Source organism: Rhizobium sp. LC145, assembly GCF_001005825.1.
In the GTDB taxonomy this organism is placed as follows: domain Bacteria; phylum Pseudomonadota; class Alphaproteobacteria; order Rhizobiales; family Rhizobiaceae; genus Neorhizobium.
This window is the reverse complement of the sequence record NZ_LBHV01000002.1, coordinates 404,057-425,658: the sequence shown is the minus strand read 5'-3', so window position 1 is coordinate 425,658 and position 21,602 is coordinate 404,057. Positions and strand designations below refer to the sequence as shown.

Sequence of the window (21,602 nt, the reverse complement as noted above, 5' to 3'; positions counted from 1 at the left end):
GAAAGACAGTTGTCAGGCGACGCGGCGGCTTTCGTCCTCCACGATTTTGGTTGCCCCGGAAATATCCGGCAGGAATTCTCCGTTGCGGAGCCGTTCCAGGAGCTTGATTTCGTTTTCCTGCATGCCGATCGCTTTTTCGGCAGCCGCCTTGGCGGAGGATGGCGCTAGAACAACGACGCCGCTTTCATCGGCAAGGATGGCATCTCCGGGCTTGATCACCTGGCCGCCCACCGTCACCGGCACATTGATGGCGCCTTCGAGCCCGAGGATCTTGGTCGTGATGGGCGAAGGACCGCGGCACCACATCGGCATCTCGACCTTCCGAATTTCGGAAAAATCGGTGGCCGGCCCATCGATTGCAGCGCCCGCAATGCCGGCAATCTTCATGGCATGGGTGACCACACCTCCCCAGCAGGCATGGCGATCGTCGCCACAGCGCTCGACGACGACGAAGTCGCCGGGCCTGACGATCTTCGTCAGGTAATGGAGAATGGTGGAATCCGCGTGCGGAAGGCGAACGGTGACCGCCGTCCCGGCGACACGCTTTTCCGGAAGCACGGCGCGCAGTTCGCGGTCCATGAAGCCGGAGTGCAGAAAATGGCCGATGGTGGCGACTTCCACTTTTTCGAGCAACCCGATCAGATGAGGATCGAGTTGGGCAGGCATGGGATTGACTTCGAACATCCGTATCGCCTCCATCACAGAACGTGGTGCTGCGCGACCGGTACGTCGCCGCGAACTTTTTCCACATAATCGAGATCGAGCCGGGCGCTCGTCGTCCCGACACCGTCCGAGCACTGGGCCACGATATGCCCCCAGGGGTCGATCACCATCGAATGCCCCCAGCACCACTTCTTCCCATCGGAATGGGAGAGCGCCTGACCGACCGCAAGGAAATAGGTCTGCGTCTCGATCGCGCGTGCCCGGGCCAGCACCTCCCAGTGATCCTTGCCCGTCATCAGCGTGAAGGCTGCGGGAAGCACGATCACCTCCGCTCCCTCGTCGCGAAGTGCGCGGAACAGCTCGGGAAAGCGTATGTCATAGCAGATCGCGCAGCCGACGGTCTTGCCGGCCACTTTGTACGTCACGACATCCTGTCCGCGGCTGATCGTGTCGGACTCGCGGTAGACTGTGCCGCCGGGCGTGTCGACATCGAACAGGTGGATCTTCCGGTACTTCGCCAGTTCCTGGCCTTCCGGCCCGAAGACGACGGTCGTGTTGAAATGATTGTTGCCATCCTTTTCCACGACGCTGCCGGCATGGATCGTGACCTTATGCCTGGCCGCCAGTTCGGACATGGCACGATAGGCTTCGCCGTCAGGAAAATTCTCCCCGGCTGCATAGATGTTTTCCTTACCTTCACCGAGGAAGGCGTAATATTCGGGCAGGACGACAAGATCCGGACTGTCCCGGGCAATACAGTTTTCGATCAAGTCGATGGCATCACGGATATTCTTCGCCTTATCGGCCTGCGAATTCATTTGTACCAGGCTTACTTTCACCTTCGCACCTCCAGTTGGACGAAGGAATGGTGGGCGAAATCACCCATCAGGACAAACGGGAAAAACTTACCCGTTCCCATAGAATTTTCTTATGCGTCTCCTGCCCGAACATCCCCGCGTTCATACATCCGCCATGGAAAGCGAAACCTCCGCCGCCATGGCAGCGATGATCGAAGGCAGGAGATTGTCGGGGTGATCCGGATAGACCGCGTGGAAGGTCAGCGGCTTGAATGCCGGAAAAACGTCGAGCTGCACCAGTTTCCCCGAAGCAAGATGCTCATCCAGAATGACGCGCGGCAAAGGGGCGATGCCGAGACCATCGCTGGCGAGCCGCATGATGGTTGCGAGCGAATTCGAGTTGGAGATCGTCGGCGGATCGAGCCCCTCGTCACGGAACTGCTTGAGCAATCCATGATGCGGCGCACTTCCCTTCGAAAAGGCGAAAATCGGATATCCGCAGAGATCCTCGAAGCTCAATCGGCGGCCGTGCAGCCCATATTTGGGATTGGCGACCCAGACGCAGCGATATGTGCCCAGTTCGAGGTTTATGAGCGCCGGGTCCTGAACCGGCCCCATGATAAGGGCGAGATCGATCTTTTGGTCGGTAATTTCCCGTGCGACATTGAGGCTCGTATCGACGTTGAGGTCGATGGCGATACCGGGATAGCGCTCCTGAACCCGTTCGAAGAGATGGGGCAGGAAGGAATGCACGATGGAATCGATCGTGCCTATACTGACCGTTCCTTTGAGGGTCGTCGGAGAGGCGATTGCCTCGCGGAACTCGTTGGCCGCGCGGATGATCTCCTCGGCCTTCGGTACCGCAGCCCGGCCGATGGAAGTAAGCGTCACATTGCGGCTCTCGCGGTCGAAAAGCTGCACTCCGAGTTCCCGCTCCAATGTGGCGATGCGATTCGATATCGAAGCCTGGGTGGCGTTCAGTTTCTCCGCGGCGGCGCTGAAGCTGCCGAGCCGTACGATCCAGAGAAACGTCTCTATGAATCGAAGATTCATGGTGAACCCCACTGCAGCTGGAAGAGAGAGTTGGTCGAGGTACCCCGTACTCTCCTACCAATAGCTGCGCATGCACAAGTGCTGGAGTTCGTGAATTGAGGTGTCGGTGTCTCTTTCGTTATCCGATGCGTTCTTCGGTTTCCGCATCGAAGACATGGACGGATTGCGGAGCAAACGACAGGCCGATGAGGTCGCCCCCGGAAACGTCGGTGCGGCCGGTCTCGACGATCGCAAGCTCCGGTTTTGTCGCGGTGGTGATGTAGCTCATCGAACCGGTGGATTCCACGACTGCGACGGGAACGCGCATAAGCCCGCTGTCGGCTGCCACGACGCTGATATGTTCGGGACGAATACCCGCGATGACCTTGCGACCGGGCTCGACATTAATCGAAATCGGTATCGACTGCGGCGCGCCGACATCGACGACAAGTGAGCGGCCATCGTCGCTGCCGATCGCCGGCAGGAAGTTCATCGCAGGCGAGCCGATGAAGCCGGCCACGAATTTATTGACCGGGCGGTCGTAGAGATCGAGCGGCTTTCCCTGCTGCTCGATCACGCCGGCGCGCATGACCACGACGTGATCGGCCATGGTCATCGCCTCGATCTGGTCGTGCGTCACATAGACGGACGTGGCGCCGAGCCGGTCATGCAGGGCCCGGATCTCCTTGCGCATATGGACCCTGAGCGCCGCGTCGAGATTGGATAGCGGCTCGTCGAACAGGAACGCCTTGGGGTGGCGGATGATGGCCCGGCTCATGGCGACGCGTTGCCGTTGGCCGCCGGAAAGCTCGCGCGGATAGCGGCCAAGCAGATGGGAAAGGCCGGTCGTCGCCGCAACCTCTTCCGCCGCCTTCTTCGCCTCGGCTTTCGGTGTGCCGCGGATGCGTAGGCTATAGGTCAGGTTCTGCTCAACCGTCATATGCGGATAAAGGGCATAGGACTGGAACACCATGGCGACGTCGCGCTTGCGTGGCGGCACCTTGTTCATCACGTCGCCGGCGATCTTCAAGGTTCCGGAAGAAATGCTCTCGAGACCCGCAAGCGAGCGCAGCAAGGTGGACTTACCGCAGCCCGAAGGGCCAACGAGTGCCGTGAAGCTGCCTTTCTTGATCGAAAGCTCGACATTCTTGAGCGCATGGTAGGCGCCGTAATATTTGTTGACGCCGGAAAACTCGATCTGGGGGGTCATTTGAGGGCTCCCGATGTGAGGCCGGAGACGATACGGCGCTGCAGAAGAACGAAGATGGCAAGAATGGGCGTCACATAGATGGTGGCGTAAGCCATGATATTGTTCCACTCATTGGTGTTCGGCCCCATGAAACTATTGAGCCCGACGCTTGCCGGCTGCAGTTCGATCGCCTGGATCATGGATTTCGAATAGACGAACTCGCCGAAGGCCTGCATGAAGATCAGGATGGCGCTGACGAGAATGCCGTTGCGGGCGAGCGGCAGCACGATGCTGAAGAAGGCGCCGATCCGGGAATTGCCGTCGACCAGTGCGGCTTCTTCCAGTTCCTGCGGCACGCTCATGAATGTCGCGCGCACCAGCACGACGAAGAAGGGCATGCTTTTTGCGGCGATCGCCAGGATAACGGCGAGCCGCGGATATTCGAGCAGCCCGACCTGAGAGAAGCCGACGAAGATCGGCGTGATCATCAGGGAAGCCGGCAGGACTTGCAGCATGAGGATCAGGAAGAGCCCGATATCGACCCAGACATTCCGGTAGCGGGCGAGCACATAGGCGCATCCGACGCCCAGCACGGTGATGACGGCGACGGAGCCCAGTGCGATCACCACGGAATTCCAGACGTAGCGGCCCATATTCCGGCTTTCCCATACCTGGCCGTAGATCTGCCATTGCGGATCGCTGGGCCAGAAGGCCGGCGGGGTTGCGAACATCGCCGAACCGGATTTGAGCGCCGTGATATACATCCAATAAAGCGGGAAGAGGTAGATCGCTGCCAGTACCAGCGCGATGACGAGCATCGATCTTTCGCGGAAGGTATCGCTCATCCGCGCACCTCATGCCGGGTGGAACGCACGTAGACGATGGATGCCAGCATGACGAAGACGATCATGATGACGGAAATCGTCGCGCCCTTGGCGAAATCGTACTGTCTGAACGACATATCCCAAGCCCAGTATTGCGTGACATTGGATGAATTGTTCGGGCCGCCGGAGGTGATGGCCGCGAAGAGATCGAATTGCTGCAGCGTGAAGATAAGGCCGAGCGCGATCAGAGCGCCGATCGAGGAGCGCATCATCGGCAGGGTGATGGTCCAGAAGCGTTGCCAGGCATTGGCGCCGTCGAGTTCAGCCGCCTCGTAGAGATCACCCGGGATGGCGGACAAACCCACCGACAACAGGATCATGTTGAACGAGGTGCCGAGCCAGACATTGGCCATGACAACGGCCCACAGCGAATAATTGGGGTCCGAGCGCCAGAAGATGTTACCGCTGATGAGCCCGCTTTCGCGCAGAAGGAAATTGAGAACACCGAAGTCGCCGGAGAGAATCCAGTTCCAGATCGCGCCGACGACGAGACCCGGCATGACCCAGGAAACAAGAAAGAGGCCGCGCAACCAGGAGGCTCCCGGAAAATTAGTCCAGAAGAAAAGCGCCAGCCCGAAGCCGATCAGGAACTGGCCGGCGATCGAGGCGGTCACGAAGATCGCGGTATTGCCAAGGATCGGCAGCGTTTCCGGCTGTTCGAAGAGTTCCCTGTAGTTCTCGAAGCCGACAAAGGGCCGCCAGAGCGTGCCGAGCGAGAACATGTCCACTTCCTGGAAACTCATCAGCACGTTGTAGAGGAGCGGCAGGCCCGAAAGCAGGAGCAGGAAGGCAAGCGGCAAGGCGACAAGCGCGATGTCGAACCCTCTGCCATCGGTGATGCTCGAAAGAATTCTTTTCATGATCCCCTCCTCCGGTCAGGGCCGGCAGGCTGCGCCATGCCAGCCCCGCCGGGAGGAACTGTTGGAGCCTGCGTTCAGTCGAGCACGGCCTTGATCTTCGCGGCCGCCTGATCGAGCGCCTCTTGTGAGGTCATCTGCCCGGTGAGCGACGCCTGGATGGCATCCTGGATCGCCTTGGAGATCTTCGGCCATTCCGGATGCGGGCCGCGGGGCTTCGCATATTTAAGCTGCTCGACGAAGACCTTCAGCGCGGCGTCCTTCTTGGGCTCGCCCGTTTCAGGGATCGATATGTCCGAGCGGGCCGGAAGCTGGCCGAAGTCCTTGAACATTCGGTTATCCTGCGAGACAAAATATTCGAGCACCTTGAAGGATTCCTCCGGGTGATCGGTATTGGCGAAGATCGCCCAGTTGAAGTCCCCCATGGCGGAGGAGCGTTCGGCACCCTGCTCCGGGACCGGCAGCAGCGTCACGCCCCAGTCGAACTTCGCTTCTTCCGTCATGCGATCGAGCTCCCAAGGGCCCGAAATCGCCATGGCGGCATTGCCGGAATTGAAGGTGCCGGTCGAATCCCATTGGCTGCGGGTCAGCGTATCGGGAGAGGCGAGCTTTTCCTCGAGGATCGTCTTCCACGTGTCGAGCGCCTTGACCGCGCCTTCCGCGTTGATGTTCTCGTAGCTCGCACCGGCCATCTGCGCCCAGGGCAAGAACTGGAAGGTCCCCTCCTCATTGGCCTTGGCGGAGAAGGTAAGCCCATAGACGTTCGCTGCCGGGTCGGTCAGCTTGCGCGCGGCATCCACCAGTTCGGTCCAGGTTTGCGGCGGCTTTTCCGGGTCGAGACCCTTCGCCTTGAACATGTCCTTGTTGTAGTAGAGCGCGATCGTGTTCGTGGCTTTCGGGATGCCGTAATTCTTGCCGTCCCACATGGTGGAGGCAAGCGGACCGGGGAAATAGTTCGCGGTCTTGACCACCTCGGACTTGGCGATCATGTCGGTCAGGTCGAGAAAGGCATTGCGTGAGGCGAAAAGCGCATGCTCGGGATTGTCGACGGCGATGATGTCCGGCGCCTGCCCTGTCGAAAATGCGCGCATGGCTTCGCTCACCACGTCGTCGAACTGGATCTGCCGGTATTCGACCTTGATGCCCGTATTGAGCTTGTTGTAGTCGGCGATGAGGTTCGGGGCCGGCTGGATGTCGCGATCGAGCGACCAGACGGTGATCGTCACGTCCTCAGCCTGTGCGGGAATGCAGAAGCTCGAGACGGTTGCGAGCGCCAGAGCGCCAAGCATTGCGTATTTGCGGATACCCATAGTCTCCTCCTGTCGGTTATCCTGTCGGACCTGCATCCTCCGTGCCGGGCCGCATGCCTCACTCACACCGGATCGGTGACGAAATCGCCTCCCCGGCATCCTTTCAAGTAGTTCAGGCCGTGGACCTGGCCGGTCATCTCCAGCGCGTCGCGATAGACCGGGTCATGCCAGCCCTCGATGTCGATGGAGCCGGACCAACCGGCGAGACGCAGTTCCGAGATGACGTCCGTCCAGTTCGTGTCGCCGAAGCCGGGCGTACGCATGAAGACGAATTTTTCCTTACCGAAAATGCCGTGCTCGCGGATGACATCCCAGCGGATCGTCGCGTCCTTGCCGTGTACGTGGAAGATTTTGGAAGCCCATTTGCGGATCTGCGGTAGCGGATCGATCAGGTAGACCATCTGATGGCATGGCTCCCATTCGAGCCCGATATGGTCGTCCGGCGTCTCGTTGAAAATCAGCTCCCAGGCATCCGGATTGTGGGCGATGTTCCAGTCGCCGGTCGTCCAGTTGCCGTCCATGGCGCAATTCTCGAAGGCGATCTTCACTCCCTTGTCGGCGGCGCGCTTGGCAAGCTCGCGCCAGACCTGGCCGTAGCGCGGCAGGCTTTCCGGCAGCGGCCTGTTACGGACACGGCCGGTGAACCCCGCCACGCAGGTGGCGCCGAAGTGATGGGCATTGTCGATGCAGTCTTTCCAGCCCTGCAGCGTCTGAAGGTCCAGTTCCTGCTCTTCCAGCGGATTGCCGAACATGCCGATCGTCGAGATGGTGATGTCGCGGTCGCCGATCGCATCGACGCAGCGCTTGCCGAGTTCGGCGAGGTCCTGTCCGTTGGTGGTCTGCCAGAAGAAAGGCTCGAAGCTCTCGAAACCCATATCGGCGATCTGTCCGATGCGCCGGGCGGCGTCGCCCTTGGTGGCGCTCACCATGGTGCCGATGCGGATGGACTTGGCGGGATCGGTCATTGTTTCCTCACGCTGCTATGGTGACGCGCTTGCGATCTCGGGCGCTCTCGATTGCGCCGAAGACCATTGCAAGGCTCTTGATATTGTCGCTGCCGTCGGTTTCGGGCCGTTGCCCCGTCTCGATCGCCGCAATGAAACTCTCGATCACGCTGGCATGGCCGTGCGTATCTTCGGCATGTTCGGGTTCGGGCACGGCAATCGGCTCGACGGGGCGAAAAAAGCCCTCTTCGCCTGCCACGACATTGGCCTCGAACCGATCGGCGCCGTCCCAGAGGAGCGAGCCCCTCGTGCCCGTGAGCCGCCAGGCGCTCTCCCAGCTCGTGGCGGCTCCTTCCGCACACCAAGAGCCGCGATAGGTGAAGACGACGTCGTCGGAGAGTTCGAAGATCGCACTTGCCGCCGCGCCATGGCGATACCAGGAACCGGGCGGATTGGTTTCATGGCAATAGACGGCAAGCGGCTCCTTAGCCGACATGAAACGGGCCGCATCGAATGTGTGGATTGCCATGTCGAGAAGCAGGACATTGTCCATTTCCTCGCGGAAGCCGCCGAAGTGCGGGCCTAAGAAGAAATCACAATGAAGCCCGGTGAGCTGGCCCAGGGCGCCGCTTTCGATCAGTCGGCGGATGCGACGTACACCGGCGATATAGCGACGGTTTTGCACGATCGCGTGCAGCCGCCCTGCCTTATCGGCAAGCTCCCTCAACTGGCGGGCTTCATCCAACGACGTCGCCATTGGTTTTTCGCTGAGCACGTGGCAGCCGCGGGAAAGGCCGGCGGCAACGACCGTGCGGCGTGCGGGCGGTACGACGATGTCGAACAGGATATCGGCGCCCGTTGCGTCGAGCACCTCGCCCAGATCCGTTCCGATAACCGCATCCGTCAGGGAGAATTCCGCTGCTCGCGCCTCGGCCGTCTCGCAGTTGATATCCACGAGGCCGACGACCTTCACTTTGTCCTTGAGACCGGGGCTGGATGCGAGCGCCTTCAGCCACCCCTTGGCCATTGCACCGCACCCGCACAAGACTGCCTTGTACGTCACTGAAATCCTCCTGAAACGGTCGCCGTCAACTCCTCGATTGGCTTCCGTAAACGTTTACGATACTATGCGTGAAGCGGATTTCATGTCAATAGCCGATATGGGATCGAAACTCGGTCTCCGGGAGGAAGCAGCAGAAATGACGGGAATTCGCGAGCTTGCACGGCATCTCGATATTTCGATCGGAACAGTTTCGCGAGCGCTCAACGGCAAGCCCGATGTGAATGAGGAGACCCGCCGGCGCGTGCTTGAGGCGGCCGAGAAGCTGGGCTATGTCGCCAATCAGTCAGGTCGGGCGCTCCGCAAGGGCTCCACCGGCGTCATCGGTTTCATGATGCAGACGGGCCGGGAGATCACTGGCCAGGGCGATACCTTCTTCATGAGCGTCTTCGACGGCGTCCAAACGGTGCTCGCCCGCCACAGGCTCGATCTCGTCGCTCTGCTATGCTCTTCCGAAGAAGACCCGCAGGCCTATCTGAAGCGCGTCGTCGCGCGCGGCTTTGCCGACGGCATCATCCTCTCCGCCACACGCCGGCATGACGAACGGTTCGAGTTCCTGGCAAAAAGCAATATTCCCTTCATCGCACTCGGGCGCAGCCTGACCGATGTCGGCCAGCCGTGGTTCGACTTGGATTTCGAAGGCATGGCCGATACCGCGATCGATCGGCTCGTTTCCCACGGTCACAGGCGCATCGCCGTCACCCGCCCGCATGACGACATGAATCTCGGCTATGTGTTCGTCGATCGTTGCCGGCAAGCGCTCGCGCGTCGTGGGTTGGCTCTGGATGAAACCCAGGTCTTTCGCTCCACGCCCAACGAGGCGGGCGGCTACCAGATCGCGCGGGATCTCATCGCCTGCCGGGAACGTCCGACCGCCATCGTGCTCGTCAACGAGGCGATTGCGATCGGCCTCTATCGCGGGCTCAACGAAGCTGGCGTGAAACCGGGGCGCGACATCGCCGTCATCGGACGCCAGAGCCCGCATTCGCAGTTTCTCTCGCCACGCTTGACCTGCTTCAGCCTGGCCCTGCGGGAGCTCGGAATTTCGCTGGCCGAATCCCTGCTCGCCACTATGCCAACCTATTCGAACCACTATCCGGATGCGGCGGTCCGCCGGCTATGGCCAATGGAACTCGTGCCTGGCGAAAGCGACACCTTCGATCTCTAACCCTTCACCGCTCCGGCCATCATCGAGCCGGAAATCTGCCGGTACATGAGAAGGCCGAGCAGCGCCGGCGGCAGGGCGCCGAGGATCATGACCGCGGATGCAGTGCCCCATTGCACGCCCCCGCCGCTCGCCGCAAAGAAGAAGGAAGAGCCAACCGTCATCGGCACGGCGCGGCTCGTCGTCAGCATCAGGCCGAAGAGGAACTCGTTCCAGGCGGTGATGAAACCGAAGATGAAGGTGGTGACGAGCGCCGGCCGGATCACCGGGCGGATGATCATCAGCATCACCTGCAGGGAACTCGCGCCATCCACCTTGGCCGCCTCGTCCAGCTCGGCCGGCACGTCGGAAATGGCGTTCACCAGGATTACCAATGCGAGCGGCACGTTGACGATGGTGAGGATCAAGCCGAGACCGAGCTGCGTGTCCAGAAGCCCGAGCCACTGATACATCATGTAAAGCGGGATGGCGAAGATGATGAGCGGCACGGCGCGCAGATTGACGACGACCGGCAGCAGGATGCGTCTTCCGGCCTCGCTGCGGGCAATTGCATAGGCTGCCGGAAAGGCCAGCAGGATCGCAAGCCCCGTACCGATGAGCGCGGCAGCGGCGCTGTTCGCCAGATAGATATAGATATTGAAGCGGCTTGTGTCGCTCAGCACGCGAAAATAGTTCTCCAGCGTTGGCTGGTTGATCCAGAGACCGGCATTGGTCGAGAGTTCGCGGGCACTCTTGAAGGAGGTCACCAGCGTGACGATCACCGGAAAATTCATCGCCAGCACGGCGATCGCATAGACGATCCAACGCAGGCCGTTCAGCATTTTACCTCCTCCGCAATCCGGCGAGCCAATTAAGAACGCAGAGAACCACAAGTGACGCCAGGAACAGGAGGACCGATGCGGCGACCGCCTTGCCGATCGCCCCTTGTTTGAAGAAGGCGTGATAGATGTAGATCGACAGCGAGGTGGTGGAGCCCCCTGCCCCGCTTCCGGTCAGCGCATAGACATTGTCGAAGACGCGGAAGCCGTCGATGAAGCGGATGAAGAAGGCGATGGTGAGCGTCGGCAGCATGAGCGGCAGCTCGATCCACCACAGTGCCTTGAAAGATGTCGCCCCATCGAGGGCGGCGGCTTCGCGCACATCGAGCGGGATCGCCACATAGGCCATGTAGAACAGCAGAAAGGCGAAGGGCGTCCACTGCAGTACCTCGACCACCACGAGCGTTCGGAAAGCATTGTTGACGTCGAGGAAGGCGGGGCTGTCGCCGAACCACTCGAACAGGTAATAGGGCACGGGGCCGGCGAACTCGTGGAGCACCAGACGGTACATGAGCCCCACCATGGCAGGCGCCACCATCAGAGGCAGCATCAGCGGCGCCATCAGCACCGAACGTCTCGCGAGGAGCGGCGCCAGGAAGATCGCCAGAAAAAGGCCGATAAGACACTCGGCAAGCGCCGTGACGATGCCGAAGCGCATCGAGAAGGAAACCGAACGCCAGAACTCCCGGTCGCCAAGGACCGAAAGATAGTTGCCGAAGCCGGTGATCGTCGGGCTGCGCAGGGTCTCGAAATTCACCGTCGAAACGGAATAGACGAGATTGACGATCGCCGGAAAGCCAAGGAACAGCAGCAGGAAGCCGACGAGCGGCGTGAAATAGAGCCTGCCCTCGGCGCGGTTTACAATAGCCATCTCGATCCGCCGGGAAATGCCGGACGCGCGCCCATTCGGCCGCGTCCGGGAATGAATTACTTCTTCAGAAGATCCTGCATGCCCGCCTTGGTATGGGCAAGTGCGTCGTCGAGGCTCTGCTGGCCGGACCAATAGCCGGTAAACTCCTTGGCCTGGAGTTCATAGATGGAAAGGGCATTGGCCGATGTCGCGCCGGTCATGACGTAGCCATACCGGCTGGCAAACTCGCCGAGCTTGACCAGGTCCGGGCGCTCGGAAGCGACCTTCGCCACCACCTCGGGGGCAAGCGCCGGTGAACCGCCGCCTCGTGCATAGGTGAGCGCCGCCTCCTCGCTCGCCAGCCATTTCAGGAACTTGATCGCCCCTTCCTTGTTCTTGGCATTCTTGTTGAGGCCGAGGCCGAGCCCGTGGATATGATCGGCGCGGCCGTTCGGCCCTGCGGGTGGTGCGACGACACCGGTCACATCGGCTACGGCAGGTGACTTTTCCGCGTTCGTCAGATCGGCGGCCGCGGCGTTCCATTGCAGTGCCGTCGCAGCCTGGCCCGCGCTATAGGCGGCGTTGGTTTCGGCAAATTCATAGCTTAAGGAATCGCGCGGCGAGGCGCCGGCGTCGTAAAGCTTCTTGTAGAGCTCAAGACTTGTCCGATAAGCTTCGGAATCAATGGTGACATTGCCGGCCGCATCCATCCAATCTCCGCCGTAGGATCGTGGCAGAGACTGGAAGACCATCATGTTGAAGAGCAGGTTCTTCATCTGCAATACGGTGCCATAGCGCACGGGACTTTCGTCGTTGACCTGCTTGCTGAAATAGAGCGCGGTCGCCGCCCAGTCCTCCCAGGTCCACTGATCGGGATCCTTCGGCTGCAGCTCCTTTTCAAGATGCTCTTTGGCGATCTCAGCATATTTTGCCTTGGCAGCATCATCCGCCATCAGCGCCTCGATCAGGTCCTTGCGATAATACATGAAATGCAGGGAAAGATCGGTCGGCACGCCATATTGCTTGCCGTCGAACTGCATGGTCTTCAGCACGGATTCGCCGAAGACCTTGGCGGCATCCGGCCCAAGCTCGATCGGCTCCATATAGGGGGCATAGCGGCCGATCGAATAGGTAGCGACGAGATTGATGTCGAAGGCGCTGGAGCCGGCGGCCATATCCGCCTGCAGTTTGTCGAAAAAACCGTCACGGTTGAAGAAGAGAAGCTCGACCCTGTCGGTTTCCGCAGCTTTGCCGTTATAGGCTTCCACGGCGGCGCGAAGGGCGGTTTCCTCAGAACCACCCGGCCAGCCGAGCACGGTGACGGCGGCATTGCTAAGACCCGGCATAGCTATGCTCGAAAGCAGAGCGGCAACTGCCGCAAGAGATGTTCTCATCATTTTCATCGTTGGTTCCCTTCTTTATCGTTGCATTTGAATGCCTGCCATTGCGGTGCGCCTATCCCGCCTCGCGAGCGAGATCGGCAACCCCGATGATGCCGGCGTGTGCGCCGAGCTTTGCTGCAATGAGATTGGGGGCAGCCGGTGAGGCAAGCCCTGCCAGATGGTCTCGAACCGCGTCCAGATAGCCATGGGCGAGACCGATACCTCCACCGATGACGATCACCTCGGGATTGAGCATCATCTGGATGTCCCTGCAAAGCAGGGCGACGTTTTCGGCCGAGCGGGAAACGATGTCCCGTGCCCACGCCTCACCTTCGCGTGCCCGGCCGAAAACTGTGGCCGCATCCGCCTGGTGCCCGTTCCGAGTGGCTTCGGCAGCGATCCAGCGCCCGGATGTATGGTCTTCCAGAGGCGATTCCCCTCGTGAAGGACTGCGGATCAGACCAAAATGGCCAGCAAGTCCGAGCAGCGGCCGTCCGTTGACGACGATGCCGCCGCCAATACCCGTCGAGATGGTGAGAAAGACCAGATTGGAGCCCCTGCCCGCTCCGAACCGATGCTCGCCCCAGGCGGCCGCCTGCGCATCGTTCACGGCATAGGCGCGCCTGCCGAACAGCTTTTCGGCCTTTTCGATCAGAGGATAGCCATTCGGGATTCCGAGGGTGGCGGGATTGAGGGCGGACCATCTGCCTGCCTGGATGAATCCTGTGACGGCGATACCGATGCACTCATACCGCCCGGCCCAAGCTGCCGTGCTTTTCGCCACTGCGGAAAGCCAAGCGTCCGGGCCGGCCTCGCGAATGGTCGGAACGGTGATTTCCTCCAGCACGTTGGAGCCTGCAACCAGCGCCGCCATGGTCTTGGTTCCGCCGATATCGATCGCCAGCACTGGCTCACCGCGTTGCGCTCTGAACGCTTTCGAGACGGCCTCTTGGAACCATGACGTCACGTGTTCGGTGCGGGTGATTGCCGAGCCCACCACGACCGCGCAGGCGCCGGCCCGCACGGCGGAAACCGCCTGTTCTGGCGAGCGGATGCGGCCTTCGGCGATCACGTAAGGCGTAAGCTCCCGCATAGCGGCAATCAGGTCGATATCGGCCTCGACCGGCTCAGGGCCTCCGACATAACCGGAAAGCGTCGTCCCGACGAAATCGACGCCAGCTGCAAGCGCCCGGCGGGCATCTTCGAGGCAGGAGCAATCCGCCATCGTCAGCTTGCCCTTCGCCTTCACCGCCTTCACCAGCTCCTCGACGGAAGCGGGTCTCGGCCGATCGGTCGCGTCGAAGGCAACGATGTCAGCACCGGCATCCGCCAGTTCCTCCGCATCCGCAACAAAGGGAGTGATCCGGACCGGGCTATCGTCGAGGTCACGCTTGACGATGCCGATGATCGGCACGGAAACCGCGGACCGCACCGCCCTGACATAAGCGACGGATTCGATGCGAAGGGCGCTGGCACCGGCATCGAGCGCGGCCTTGGCAAAGCCTGTTACGAAATCGGCATCGTCCATCGGCCCGCCGGGAACCGGCTGGCAGGATACGATGAGGCTGTTGGCGATCTCTTCCTTCAGCTTGAGCACTCGCGACACTCCATTCGGAGCATCACGATAGATAGAAAATACCAGCTTGCAACCAGCTTTTGACTGGTATCATCGACGCAGTTCGAAAACGAAGTCGTAGACCTCACCCTTGTAGCGGGTCTCGCAATATTCGACGATCTGTCCATCGGCAAGGAAGCAGCGCCGCTCCGTCGCCAGGATAGGCGCGCCGGGCTCGCATTGCAGATGTGTCGCGTCCTCCTCAGAGGCCGCGCGCGCGCGCATGCGCTGGACGGCCCTTTGCGGCAGGAAGCCACGTTTTTCCAACGCCTCGTAGAGTGAATCTCCGACCATTTCAGGCTCTGGCAGGAAACGGGCAGGAACAGCGGAATGCTCGACCGCGATTGGTATCCCATCGGCGGTGCGCACCCGCTTCAGCCGAACCACATGGGTAATGCCGGCAACCCCAAGCGCCATCATCTCAGCCGGGGATGGCCTGACGATTTGCTTTGAAAGCCAAGCACATCCGGGCTCAAGGCCGCGAGCGCGGATGTCCTCGGAAAAGCTTGTAAGGGTCGAAAGGGATTTTTCGACCCGCGACCCGATCTCCGTTCTCGCCCCATGCCGGCGGTTTAAAAGCCCCTCCTCCTCCAGCAGCGCCAGGGCCTTTCTCACCGTGACACGCGATAGCGACAGCGTTTCGGCAATCACCCGCTCGCCTGGCAGCGTGGCTCCGGCCTTCAGGGCATTGGAGCGGATCGCAGTCTCGATCGCGGTTTTCAGTTGCTTGTACAGGGGGACGTCGGAAGCCGGACGATCGAGCTCCCTGCTCACCAGTTCCATCAGATCTACTGTCGCCATCGCCTTGCCTCGCAAAAATCTTGCCGATTTTCTCGCTGGAGCTATACTGGTATTATCCAGTTTTCGCAAATCATGGCCGGGACCGCGCAATAGCTGCAACCGCGGCCTGGAACGTCCGTCTCCAATCGACCTCATGATTGGAAAACGGTGCCACGGCCGGGGCTCACTTCACAAAAATACGCGTTCTAAATTCGCCACATCCGCGCAAAATGGTTGCAACCCAAATTCTCGCATGCATTCCAAAAATGGAGGCGCCCGCGAGGTGGACTTTCAAGGGACTTCGACCCATCCTTTGCCGATACGAACCAGCTAGAGAGGAGCACGCCATGAGCCTGCGCATCAACGATACCGCGCCCGATTTCACTGCCGAGACGACCCAAGGCACCATCCAATTTCATGATTGGATCGGCGATGGCTGGGCGGTTCTGTTCTCGCACCCGAAGAATTTCACGCCGGTCTGCACGACCGAGCTCGGCGCGATGGCCGGCCTGGAGGGCGAATTCAGGAAACGCGGCGTGAAGATCATCGGCATTTCGGTGGACCCGGTCGACAGCCACACGAAGTGGAAGGACGACATCAGGACGGCGACGGGCTTCGATGTCGAATATCCGCTGATCGGCGACCGCGATCTGAAGGTCGCGAAACTCTACGACATGCTGCCGGCCGAGGCCGGCTCTTCCTCGGAAGGCCGCACGCCCGCCGACAATGCCACCGTTCGTTCGGTCTACGTCATCGGCCCCGACAAGAAGATCAAGCTGATCCTCACCTACCCGATGACGACCGGCCGCAATTTCGCGGAGATCCTTCGCGCGATTGATTCGATCCAGTTGACCGCCAAGCACCAGGTCGCGACACCGGCCAACTGGCAGCAGGGCGACGACGTCATCATCACGGCTGCAGTCTCGAACGAAGACGCCGTCACCCGTTTCGGCTCGTTCGACACGGTCCTGCCCTATCTCAGGAAGACCAAACAGCCTACTGCCTGAGCCTGGCTTCCATAGCCAAGACCGGCGGAGTCACGCTCCCGCCGGTCTTTTTCGCCTTGCACATGCTTCCCGCCGCTGCCGACGTTTTCCGGAAATTATGGCCGGGCTGCCGGATGCCGCATACTAGGTTACCTGTCGACCACAGGCAGCTGGGCGGCAATCGGATCGCCAACTATTACTTCTGACCCTTGAGCGCATCCAGCATGATCGCGATGAGCCGGCGCGCGGGCGAGCTGCGAGGCCACAACATGCCGACTTCCCGCGGCGGAGATGTAGCCGGCAGCTCGAGAACGCAGATATCCAGGTCTCCGGGCCATGGTCGCGCCCAGTCCGGAACCAGGGAAACGCCGAGACCGTTGCTGACCATCACGGCGATCGCCTCCAGCGAATCCAGCTCCAGCCGCTCCACCGGTTTGAGGCCCTGGCTCCTCAGATAGCCGTCTGCCAGGCGCCCACCCCAATTGCTGCGGTCATAACGAATGAAGGGCCGCGTCGCGATGATGTCATGGGGTGATTGTCGACGGCATTCGCCCGGCGCCAAAAGTACGAGGCGCTCTGCCCGCAGCAGCTCCCATTCAAATGTTTTCGGGATAGGAAACGGCGGTTTGACGAGGATTGCTGCGTGGATATCGGCATTCCGGAGCCTCTGGTAGAGTTCAGCGGAGGTACCCGGCAAAAGGAAAACCTCCACCTGCGACCTGCTCGCGAAGACGGAGCGCAAGGCCGGCGGCAGAAGCCCGGTGAGTGCCGTCGAGATCGCACCGAGCCGCAACTCCCCGGAAGGCAGATCGGCATTGGCGAGCGCGCGCAGGTCGCGGACCTCCGCAATGATAGTGCGGCTTTTCTCGATGAGTGCATGACCCGTCTCGGTCGGGCTCACGCGCCTGCCGGCTCGGGTGAGCAGCGGCACCCCGATATCCTCCTCAAGCGCCTGCATGCGTTGCGCGACAGCGGCAGGCGTAATGCCGAGCCGCCGGGATGCCTCGGCCAGCGAACCAAGCTCGGCGACCAATAGGAAGGTTTCGAGAAAACGCGTTTCCATCAAAACAAAAGCTATCGTCTAAAAGCAGGAAGAGCTACATTTTTCTTCTTCTTAGGCTGACCATAATGCCGCCAAAGGCCGTCCTTTGCCCTTCGTCAGGGCTTTCCTTTCAGTCAACGAGGTTCCAGACATGCCGCTTGATCCGCAGACCGTCGAAACGCTCAAAGGCGTTTCCACTGCAACGCTGACTACCGTTCTCCTGAAGAAGGGGCTCCGGAACGTCTGGATGCGCGGCACGAAACCGCTCAGACCAGGTCAGCCCCGCGTCGTGGGGCCGGCGTTCACTTTGCGCTTCGTGCCCGCCCGCGAGGATCTCGCAACGCCGGAAAGCTGGTCCTCGCCGATCTCAACGCGCGCGGCGATCGAGGCCATGCCTGAGGGCTGCGTGGCCGTGGCCGATGCCATGGGTGTGCTCGATGCCGGCATTTTCGGCGATATCCTCTGCTCGCGCATGGTCAAACGCGGGGTCGCGGGGTTGGTGACCGATGGCGTCATGCGTGATGCGGCGGGCGTGCTCGGCACCGGGCTTCCGGTCTGGTGCGACGGCGTCTCCGCGCCGCCCTCCGTTGCCGGTCTTACCTTCGTCGGCTGGCAGGAACCTATCGCCTGCGGTGGCGTCGCCGTCTTCCCCGGCGATATCGTGGTGGTGGACGAAGACGGCGCGGTCCTGATCCCTGCAAAGCTGCTTGACACGGTTTTAGCCGAGGCGCCCGAACAGGAGCGCATGGAAGCCTGGATCATGACCGAGGTCGATCGCGGCGTGCCGCTGCCCGGTCTCTATCCGATGAACGCGGAAACCAAGGCGCGCTACCAGGCCTGGAAGGACGCACAATGACATTCAGCACACAATCGAAGGGCGTCTATGCCATCGCCACCACGCCGTTCCTGCCGGATGGCGCGCTCGACCACCCATCCATCGACCGCCTGACCGATTTCTATGTCGAGAGCGGCGTTACCGGCATCACCATCCTCGGCATTATGGGCGAGGCGCCGAAGCTGGAGCCTTCGGAATCGCGCGCCATCATCAAACAGGTGGTATCGCGCGCAAATGTGCCCGTCATCGTCGGCGTCTCCGCACCCGGCTTCGCCGCCATGCGGTCGCTTGCCCGTGACGCGATGGAGATGGGAGCCGCCGGCGTGATGATCGCGCCGACACCGGCGCTTCGCACGGACGAACAGATCGTAGGCTATTTCGAGCAGGCCGTTGAAGCGATCGGGGAAGACATCCCCTGGGTGCTGCAGGATTATCCGCTGACGCTCAGCGTCGTCATGTCAGCCAGTGTCGTTGCCAAGGTCATCGCAAACCACTCCTCCTGCCGGATGCTGAAACACGAAGACTGGCCGGGCCTCGAAAAGATCTCGAAGCTCAGAGCCATGCAGAAGGCCGGCGAACTGCGGGAGTTCTCGATCCTTTGCGGCAATGGCGGCATGTTCCTCGATTTCGAACCGGAACGCGGCGCCGACGGCGCGATGACCGGCTACGGCTTTCCGGACATGCTGGTGGAACTCGTCGAGCTGTTCGCAGCCGGCAAGCGTGATGAGGCCCACGACCTCTTCGACGCTCACCTGCCGCTGATCCGCTATGAGCAGCAGCTCGGCATTGGGCTTGCGGTGCGAAAGCACGTGTTGAAGCGCCGCGGCGTCATTACCTCAGATGCGCAGCGCAAACCGGGCCAGATGCTGACCGCGACCGCCAAGGCCGAGGTGGATTACCTGCTTGAGCGGCTTGCCAGACGGGACAGACGCGCCGCGCTTTAGCAAACACTCCTCTTTCCCTTCTCGCCTCTCCTGAATCCTATCCAAAACGTTTCGGCTTGACTCCCAAAACGTTTTGGATGAACCTTGAGACGAGGGAGGAAACCTTGTCCAATCTAAAACAGCTTGCGCAATCGCTCGGCTTGTCCATCACCACGGTTTCCCGTGCCTTGGACGGCTATGCGGATGTTTCCCCCACTACGCGCGAGCGGGTTCGAGAAGCCGCCGACAAGGTCGGGTATAGGCCAAACGCCTCGGCGCGCCGGCTTCGCAAGCAACGGGCCGAACTCGTCGCCGTCACGCTTCCCAGCGATCCGGGCCATATCGGCCCTCCCCACTTCATCGACATGCTCTCCGGCTGTGCCGAGCATCTCGCCGGCGCCGGTCTCAACCTCGTGATTGCGCCCGTTCCGCGTGGCGAAAGCGAACTCGAGATGTGCCGCCGCTTTGTCGACGGGCGAAGGGTGGATGCCATGCTGCTGGTGCGCACCAAACGCAATGACGAGCGCGTCGAATTCCTGCAATCTCGCGGTATTCCCTTCGTCACCAACGGGCGCACCGAATCCCCCACGCCGCACGCCTTCATCGATGGCGATGGTTTTTCCGGCTTCCGCCAAGCGACATTGCGCTTCCATGCCGCCGGCCATCGCCGGATCGGCCATATCGCTGGCCCGCAGGAATACTATTTCGCTCACACCCGTCGTCGCGGCTGGCAGGCTGCCCTGGATGAATGCGGTCTGGAGGCCAGCCTCTGCGCCGAAGGCGCGCCGACCGAACAAGGCGGCTATCTTGCGGCGCTTGAGCTTCTGCGCCGGCCGTTGCGTCCGACGGCGCTTGTCTGCGCCACCGATGAAATGGCGATCGGCGCGCTGCGGGCACTGCGTGAAATCGAGGGTGGCGAGACCATCAGCATCGTCGGCCACGACGATCTGCCGATCGGCGCATTCGCAAGCCCACCGCTATCGACCATGCGGATGACCGGCGAAAACCTCGGCGCGAGCTTCGCCTCCCTGCTGCTTCGCGCCATCGCGGGAGAACCCGCCGAGAACCTTCAGGAACTGCGTCCCATCGAATTCGTGGATCGGGAAAGCCATCGCCGTTCTTTCCCGGATGTTTAGTCAACAGCCGAAGCAAACAGAAAGACAATAAGGAGGAGAAACAAATGAAACGCTTGCTGTCATTCGGAATTCTGGCCTCGACGGTGCTGACCTTCGCCTCACCCTCGCTGGCACAGACTGTATTCCTGTCCACCCAGCTTCGCCCGATCGAGGAAGCGACCGTCGTGCGCGAAGAACTGCTGCAAGGCGTCGGCGACATCGACTATGTCGTCGAGGAGCCGCCGCAGTTCGCCGTGCGCATGGAGGCGGAGCGCCAGGCCGGCAAGCATACGATCAGCCTTGTCGGGGCGCTGCATGGCGAGCTTTCGCCGATCGCCGACAGGGATGGTTTCGAGCCGCTCGACGAACTGGCGAAGAAACTGGCCGATGGAGGCATGCCGCAGTCATTGCTCGATCTCGGCAAGCTCGGCAAGACCAGCCAGCAATACATCCCATGGATGCAGGCCACCTATGTCATGGCTGCCCACAAGGATGCGCTGCAGCACCTGCCCGAGGGCGCGGACGTGAACACGCTCAGCTATGACCAGCTCATAGAATGGGGCAGGAAGCTGCAGGAGGCGACCGGACAGCCGCAGATCGGCTTTCCGGCGGGTCCGAAAGGGCTGATGGCCCGCTATTTCGAGGGCTATTTCTATCCGTCCTTTACGGGTGGCGTGGTGCGCACCTTCCAGAATGCGGACGCCGCTGCCGGCTGGGAGAAATTCAAGGAACTGTGGGCTCAGGTCAATCCAAATTCCACCAATTATGACTTCATGCAGGAGCCGCTTGCCGCCGGCGAAGTGATGGTTGCCTGGGACCATGTCGCGCGTCTCAGGAACGCGATCTCCGCCTCGCCTGACGATTATGTCGTCTTCCCCGCGCCGGCTGGTCCGAAGGGGCGCGGCTATATGCCGGTCGTCGCCGGACTGGCGATCCCGAAGGGGGCACCGGATGCCGCAGGCGCCACCAAGGTCATCGAGCACTTGACAATGCAGGAGACGCAGCTTTTGACCGCACAGCGCGTCGGCTTCTTCCCGACCTTGAACGTTCAGCTCCCGCCGGATCTCGATCCGGGCGTCGCCCTGCTTGCAGGCGCCGTCACAGCCACACAAGCTGCCGACGATGCGCTGATTTCGCTTCTTCCGGTCGGTCTCGGAGACAAGGGCGGCGAATTCAACAAGGTCTACATGGACAGCTTCCAGCGTATCGTTCTCCAGAACGAACCGGTGGCCGACGTACTCAAGGCGCAGGGTGCAACGCTTTCCAAGCTGATGACCGACACCAAGGCTGCCTGCTGGGCGCCAGATGCAAAGAGCGACGGCCCCTGCCCCGTCGAATGAGCGCCTCCCAAGGCT

Annotated in this window: 21 protein-coding genes; 6 read left to right on the top strand and 15 right to left on the bottom strand. The window is 61.2% G+C overall.

Going from position 1 to position 21,602, the window contains the following annotated elements; translation table 11 throughout:
• Positions 1 to 12: 12 nt before the first annotated feature.
• The 9 genes from YH62_RS06720 to YH62_RS06680 all read right to left on the bottom strand — a co-directional run bounded on the left by YH62_RS06720 (position 13) and on the right by YH62_RS06680 (position 8,739).
• Positions 13 to 684: an RraA family protein gene (locus YH62_RS06720; protein WP_046793399.1), complete on the bottom strand. Its 672-nt coding sequence runs from the start codon at positions 682 to 684 to the stop codon at positions 13 to 15.
• A gap of 14 nt (positions 685 to 698) precedes the next feature.
• Positions 699 to 1,502 (bottom strand): carbon-nitrogen hydrolase family protein, encoded by an 804-nt coding sequence (locus YH62_RS06715; RefSeq protein WP_082118267.1) that lies wholly within the window; start codon positions 1,500 to 1,502, stop codon positions 699 to 701.
• Between the two features lie 120 nt (positions 1,503 to 1,622).
• Entirely contained in the window at positions 1,623 to 2,513 is an 891-nt protein-coding gene (locus YH62_RS06710) for a LysR family transcriptional regulator (RefSeq protein ID WP_046793397.1), read from the bottom strand.
• 118 nt (positions 2,514 to 2,631) lie between these two features.
• Positions 2,632 to 3,702, bottom strand: coding sequence for an ABC transporter ATP-binding protein (locus YH62_RS06705; RefSeq protein WP_046793396.1), 1,071 nt, complete (start codon positions 3,700 to 3,702; stop codon positions 2,632 to 2,634).
• The gene (locus YH62_RS06700) at positions 3,699 to 4,526 is read right to left on the bottom strand and encodes a carbohydrate ABC transporter permease (protein WP_046793395.1); all 828 of its coding nucleotides are present in this window, start codon (positions 4,524 to 4,526) and stop codon (positions 3,699 to 3,701) included. The genes YH62_RS06705 and YH62_RS06700 overlap by 4 nt, the downstream gene beginning before the upstream one ends.
• A complete protein-coding gene (locus tag YH62_RS06695; protein WP_046793394.1) occupies positions 4,523 to 5,425 on the bottom strand; it encodes a sugar ABC transporter permease in 903 nt (300 codons plus the stop codon). The genes YH62_RS06700 and YH62_RS06695 overlap by 4 nt, the downstream gene beginning before the upstream one ends.
• Before the next feature lie 74 nt (positions 5,426 to 5,499).
• Positions 5,500 to 6,732: a sugar ABC transporter substrate-binding protein gene (locus tag YH62_RS06690; protein WP_046793393.1), complete on the bottom strand. Its 1,233-nt coding sequence runs from the start codon at positions 6,730 to 6,732 to the stop codon at positions 5,500 to 5,502.
• Positions 6,733 to 6,794: 62 nt separating this feature from the next.
• Positions 6,795 to 7,697, bottom strand: a complete 903-nt coding sequence (locus tag YH62_RS06685; RefSeq protein ID WP_046793392.1) for a sugar phosphate isomerase/epimerase — start codon at positions 7,695 to 7,697, stop codon at positions 6,795 to 6,797.
• A gap of 7 nt (positions 7,698 to 7,704) precedes the next feature.
• Complete coding sequence (locus YH62_RS06680; RefSeq protein ID WP_082118266.1) at positions 7,705 to 8,739, bottom strand: Gfo/Idh/MocA family oxidoreductase; 1,035 nt, start codon at positions 8,737 to 8,739, stop codon at positions 7,705 to 7,707.
• 136 nt (positions 8,740 to 8,875) lie between these two features.
• Between YH62_RS06680 and YH62_RS06675 the strand changes: the two genes are divergently transcribed.
• Positions 8,876 to 9,904, top strand: a complete 1,029-nt coding sequence (locus YH62_RS06675) for a LacI family DNA-binding transcriptional regulator (protein WP_046793390.1) — start codon at positions 8,876 to 8,878, stop codon at positions 9,902 to 9,904.
• On the opposite strand, the gene YH62_RS06670 is transcribed toward YH62_RS06675, so the two are convergent.
• The 5 genes from YH62_RS06670 to YH62_RS06650 all read right to left on the bottom strand — a co-directional run bounded on the left by YH62_RS06670 (position 9,901) and on the right by YH62_RS06650 (position 15,367).
• The gene (locus tag YH62_RS06670) at positions 9,901 to 10,722 is read right to left on the bottom strand and encodes a carbohydrate ABC transporter permease (RefSeq protein WP_046793389.1); all 822 of its coding nucleotides are present in this window, start codon (positions 10,720 to 10,722) and stop codon (positions 9,901 to 9,903) included. The two genes, YH62_RS06675 and YH62_RS06670, sit on opposite strands and share 4 nt — an antisense overlap.
• A gap of 1 nt (position 10,723) precedes the next feature.
• Positions 10,724 to 11,590, bottom strand: a complete 867-nt coding sequence (locus tag YH62_RS06665) for a sugar ABC transporter permease (protein WP_046793388.1) — start codon at positions 11,588 to 11,590, stop codon at positions 10,724 to 10,726.
• A 56-nt stretch (positions 11,591 to 11,646) separates the two neighbouring features.
• Positions 11,647 to 12,972: a sugar ABC transporter substrate-binding protein gene (locus YH62_RS06660; RefSeq protein ID WP_046793387.1), complete on the bottom strand. Its 1,326-nt coding sequence runs from the start codon at positions 12,970 to 12,972 to the stop codon at positions 11,647 to 11,649.
• 52 nt (positions 12,973 to 13,024) lie between these two features.
• The gene (locus YH62_RS06655; protein ID WP_046793707.1) at positions 13,025 to 14,539 is read right to left on the bottom strand and encodes a putative N-acetylmannosamine-6-phosphate 2-epimerase; all 1,515 of its coding nucleotides are present in this window, start codon (positions 14,537 to 14,539) and stop codon (positions 13,025 to 13,027) included.
• A gap of 78 nt (positions 14,540 to 14,617) precedes the next feature.
• Positions 14,618 to 15,367 carry a GntR family transcriptional regulator gene (locus YH62_RS06650; RefSeq protein WP_046793386.1) on the bottom strand — a complete coding sequence of 250 codons (750 nt, stop codon included), beginning with the start codon at positions 15,365 to 15,367 and terminating at the stop codon, positions 14,618 to 14,620.
• A 326-nt stretch (positions 15,368 to 15,693) separates the two neighbouring features.
• Between YH62_RS06650 and YH62_RS06645 the strand changes: the two genes are divergently transcribed.
• On the top strand, positions 15,694 to 16,353 hold the full coding sequence (locus tag YH62_RS06645; protein ID WP_046793385.1) for a peroxiredoxin: 660 nt from the start codon (positions 15,694 to 15,696) through the stop codon (positions 16,351 to 16,353).
• 175 nt (positions 16,354 to 16,528) lie between these two features.
• Here YH62_RS06645 and YH62_RS06640 read toward each other — a convergent pair whose 3' ends face one another.
• The gene (locus tag YH62_RS06640; RefSeq protein WP_046793384.1) at positions 16,529 to 17,395 is read right to left on the bottom strand and encodes a LysR family transcriptional regulator; all 867 of its coding nucleotides are present in this window, start codon (positions 17,393 to 17,395) and stop codon (positions 16,529 to 16,531) included.
• Positions 17,396 to 17,525: 130 nt separating this feature from the next.
• Between YH62_RS06640 and YH62_RS06635 the strand changes: the two genes are divergently transcribed.
• The 4 genes from YH62_RS06635 (at position 17,526) to YH62_RS06620 (ending at position 21,587) form a co-directional block, all read left to right on the top strand.
• Positions 17,526 to 18,230, top strand: a complete 705-nt coding sequence (locus YH62_RS06635) for a ribonuclease activity regulator RraA (RefSeq protein ID WP_046793383.1) — start codon at positions 17,526 to 17,528, stop codon at positions 18,228 to 18,230.
• Positions 18,227 to 19,153: a dihydrodipicolinate synthase family protein gene (locus YH62_RS06630; protein ID WP_046793382.1), complete on the top strand. Its 927-nt coding sequence runs from the start codon at positions 18,227 to 18,229 to the stop codon at positions 19,151 to 19,153. Before YH62_RS06635 ends, YH62_RS06630 begins: the two co-directional genes overlap by 4 nt.
• 104 nt (positions 19,154 to 19,257) lie before the next feature.
• Positions 19,258 to 20,268: a substrate-binding domain-containing protein gene (locus YH62_RS06625; protein ID WP_046793381.1), complete on the top strand. Its 1,011-nt coding sequence runs from the start codon at positions 19,258 to 19,260 to the stop codon at positions 20,266 to 20,268.
• A gap of 44 nt (positions 20,269 to 20,312) precedes the next feature.
• Positions 20,313 to 21,587 carry an extracellular solute-binding protein gene (locus YH62_RS06620; RefSeq protein ID WP_046793380.1) on the top strand — a complete coding sequence of 425 codons (1,275 nt, stop codon included), beginning with the start codon at positions 20,313 to 20,315 and terminating at the stop codon, positions 21,585 to 21,587.
• The last annotated feature ends 15 nt before the right edge of the window (positions 21,588 to 21,602 follow it).

Excerpts from the sequence above, each read along its gene's own strand:
- YH62_RS06720 (WP_046793399.1), bottom strand. The coding sequence starts at position 684 with ATGTTCGAAGTCAATCCCATGCCTGCCCAACTCGATCCTCATCTGATC.
- YH62_RS06710 (WP_046793397.1), bottom strand. The coding sequence starts at position 2,513 with ATGAATCTTCGATTCATAGAGACGTTTCTCTGGATCGTACGGCTCGGC.
- YH62_RS06705 (WP_046793396.1), bottom strand. The coding sequence starts at position 3,702 with ATGACCCCCCAGATCGAGTTTTCCGGCGTCAACAAATATTACGGCGCC.
- YH62_RS06700 (WP_046793395.1), bottom strand. The coding sequence starts at position 4,526 with ATGAGCGATACCTTCCGCGAAAGATCGATGCTCGTCATCGCGCTGGTA.
- YH62_RS06695 (WP_046793394.1), bottom strand. The coding sequence starts at position 5,425 with ATGAAAAGAATTCTTTCGAGCATCACCGATGGCAGAGGGTTCGACATC.
- YH62_RS06690 (WP_046793393.1), bottom strand. The coding sequence starts at position 6,732 with ATGGGTATCCGCAAATACGCAATGCTTGGCGCTCTGGCGCTCGCAACC.
- YH62_RS06685 (WP_046793392.1), bottom strand. The coding sequence starts at position 7,697 with ATGACCGATCCCGCCAAGTCCATCCGCATCGGCACCATGGTGAGCGCC.
- YH62_RS06675 (WP_046793390.1), top strand. The coding sequence starts at position 8,876 with ATGACGGGAATTCGCGAGCTTGCACGGCATCTCGATATTTCGATCGGA.
- YH62_RS06670 (WP_046793389.1), bottom strand. The coding sequence starts at position 10,722 with ATGCTGAACGGCCTGCGTTGGATCGTCTATGCGATCGCCGTGCTGGCG.
- YH62_RS06665 (WP_046793388.1), bottom strand. The coding sequence starts at position 11,590 with ATGGCTATTGTAAACCGCGCCGAGGGCAGGCTCTATTTCACGCCGCTC.
- YH62_RS06660 (WP_046793387.1), bottom strand. The coding sequence starts at position 12,972 with ATGAAAATGATGAGAACATCTCTTGCGGCAGTTGCCGCTCTGCTTTCG.
- YH62_RS06650 (WP_046793386.1), bottom strand. The coding sequence starts at position 15,367 with ATGGCGACAGTAGATCTGATGGAACTGGTGAGCAGGGAGCTCGATCGT.
- YH62_RS06645 (WP_046793385.1), top strand. The coding sequence starts at position 15,694 with ATGAGCCTGCGCATCAACGATACCGCGCCCGATTTCACTGCCGAGACG.
- YH62_RS06640 (WP_046793384.1), bottom strand. The coding sequence starts at position 17,395 with ATGGAAACGCGTTTTCTCGAAACCTTCCTATTGGTCGCCGAGCTTGGT.
- YH62_RS06635 (WP_046793383.1), top strand. The coding sequence starts at position 17,526 with ATGCCGCTTGATCCGCAGACCGTCGAAACGCTCAAAGGCGTTTCCACT.
- YH62_RS06630 (WP_046793382.1), top strand. The coding sequence starts at position 18,227 with ATGACATTCAGCACACAATCGAAGGGCGTCTATGCCATCGCCACCACG.
- YH62_RS06620 (WP_046793380.1), top strand. The coding sequence starts at position 20,313 with ATGAAACGCTTGCTGTCATTCGGAATTCTGGCCTCGACGGTGCTGACC.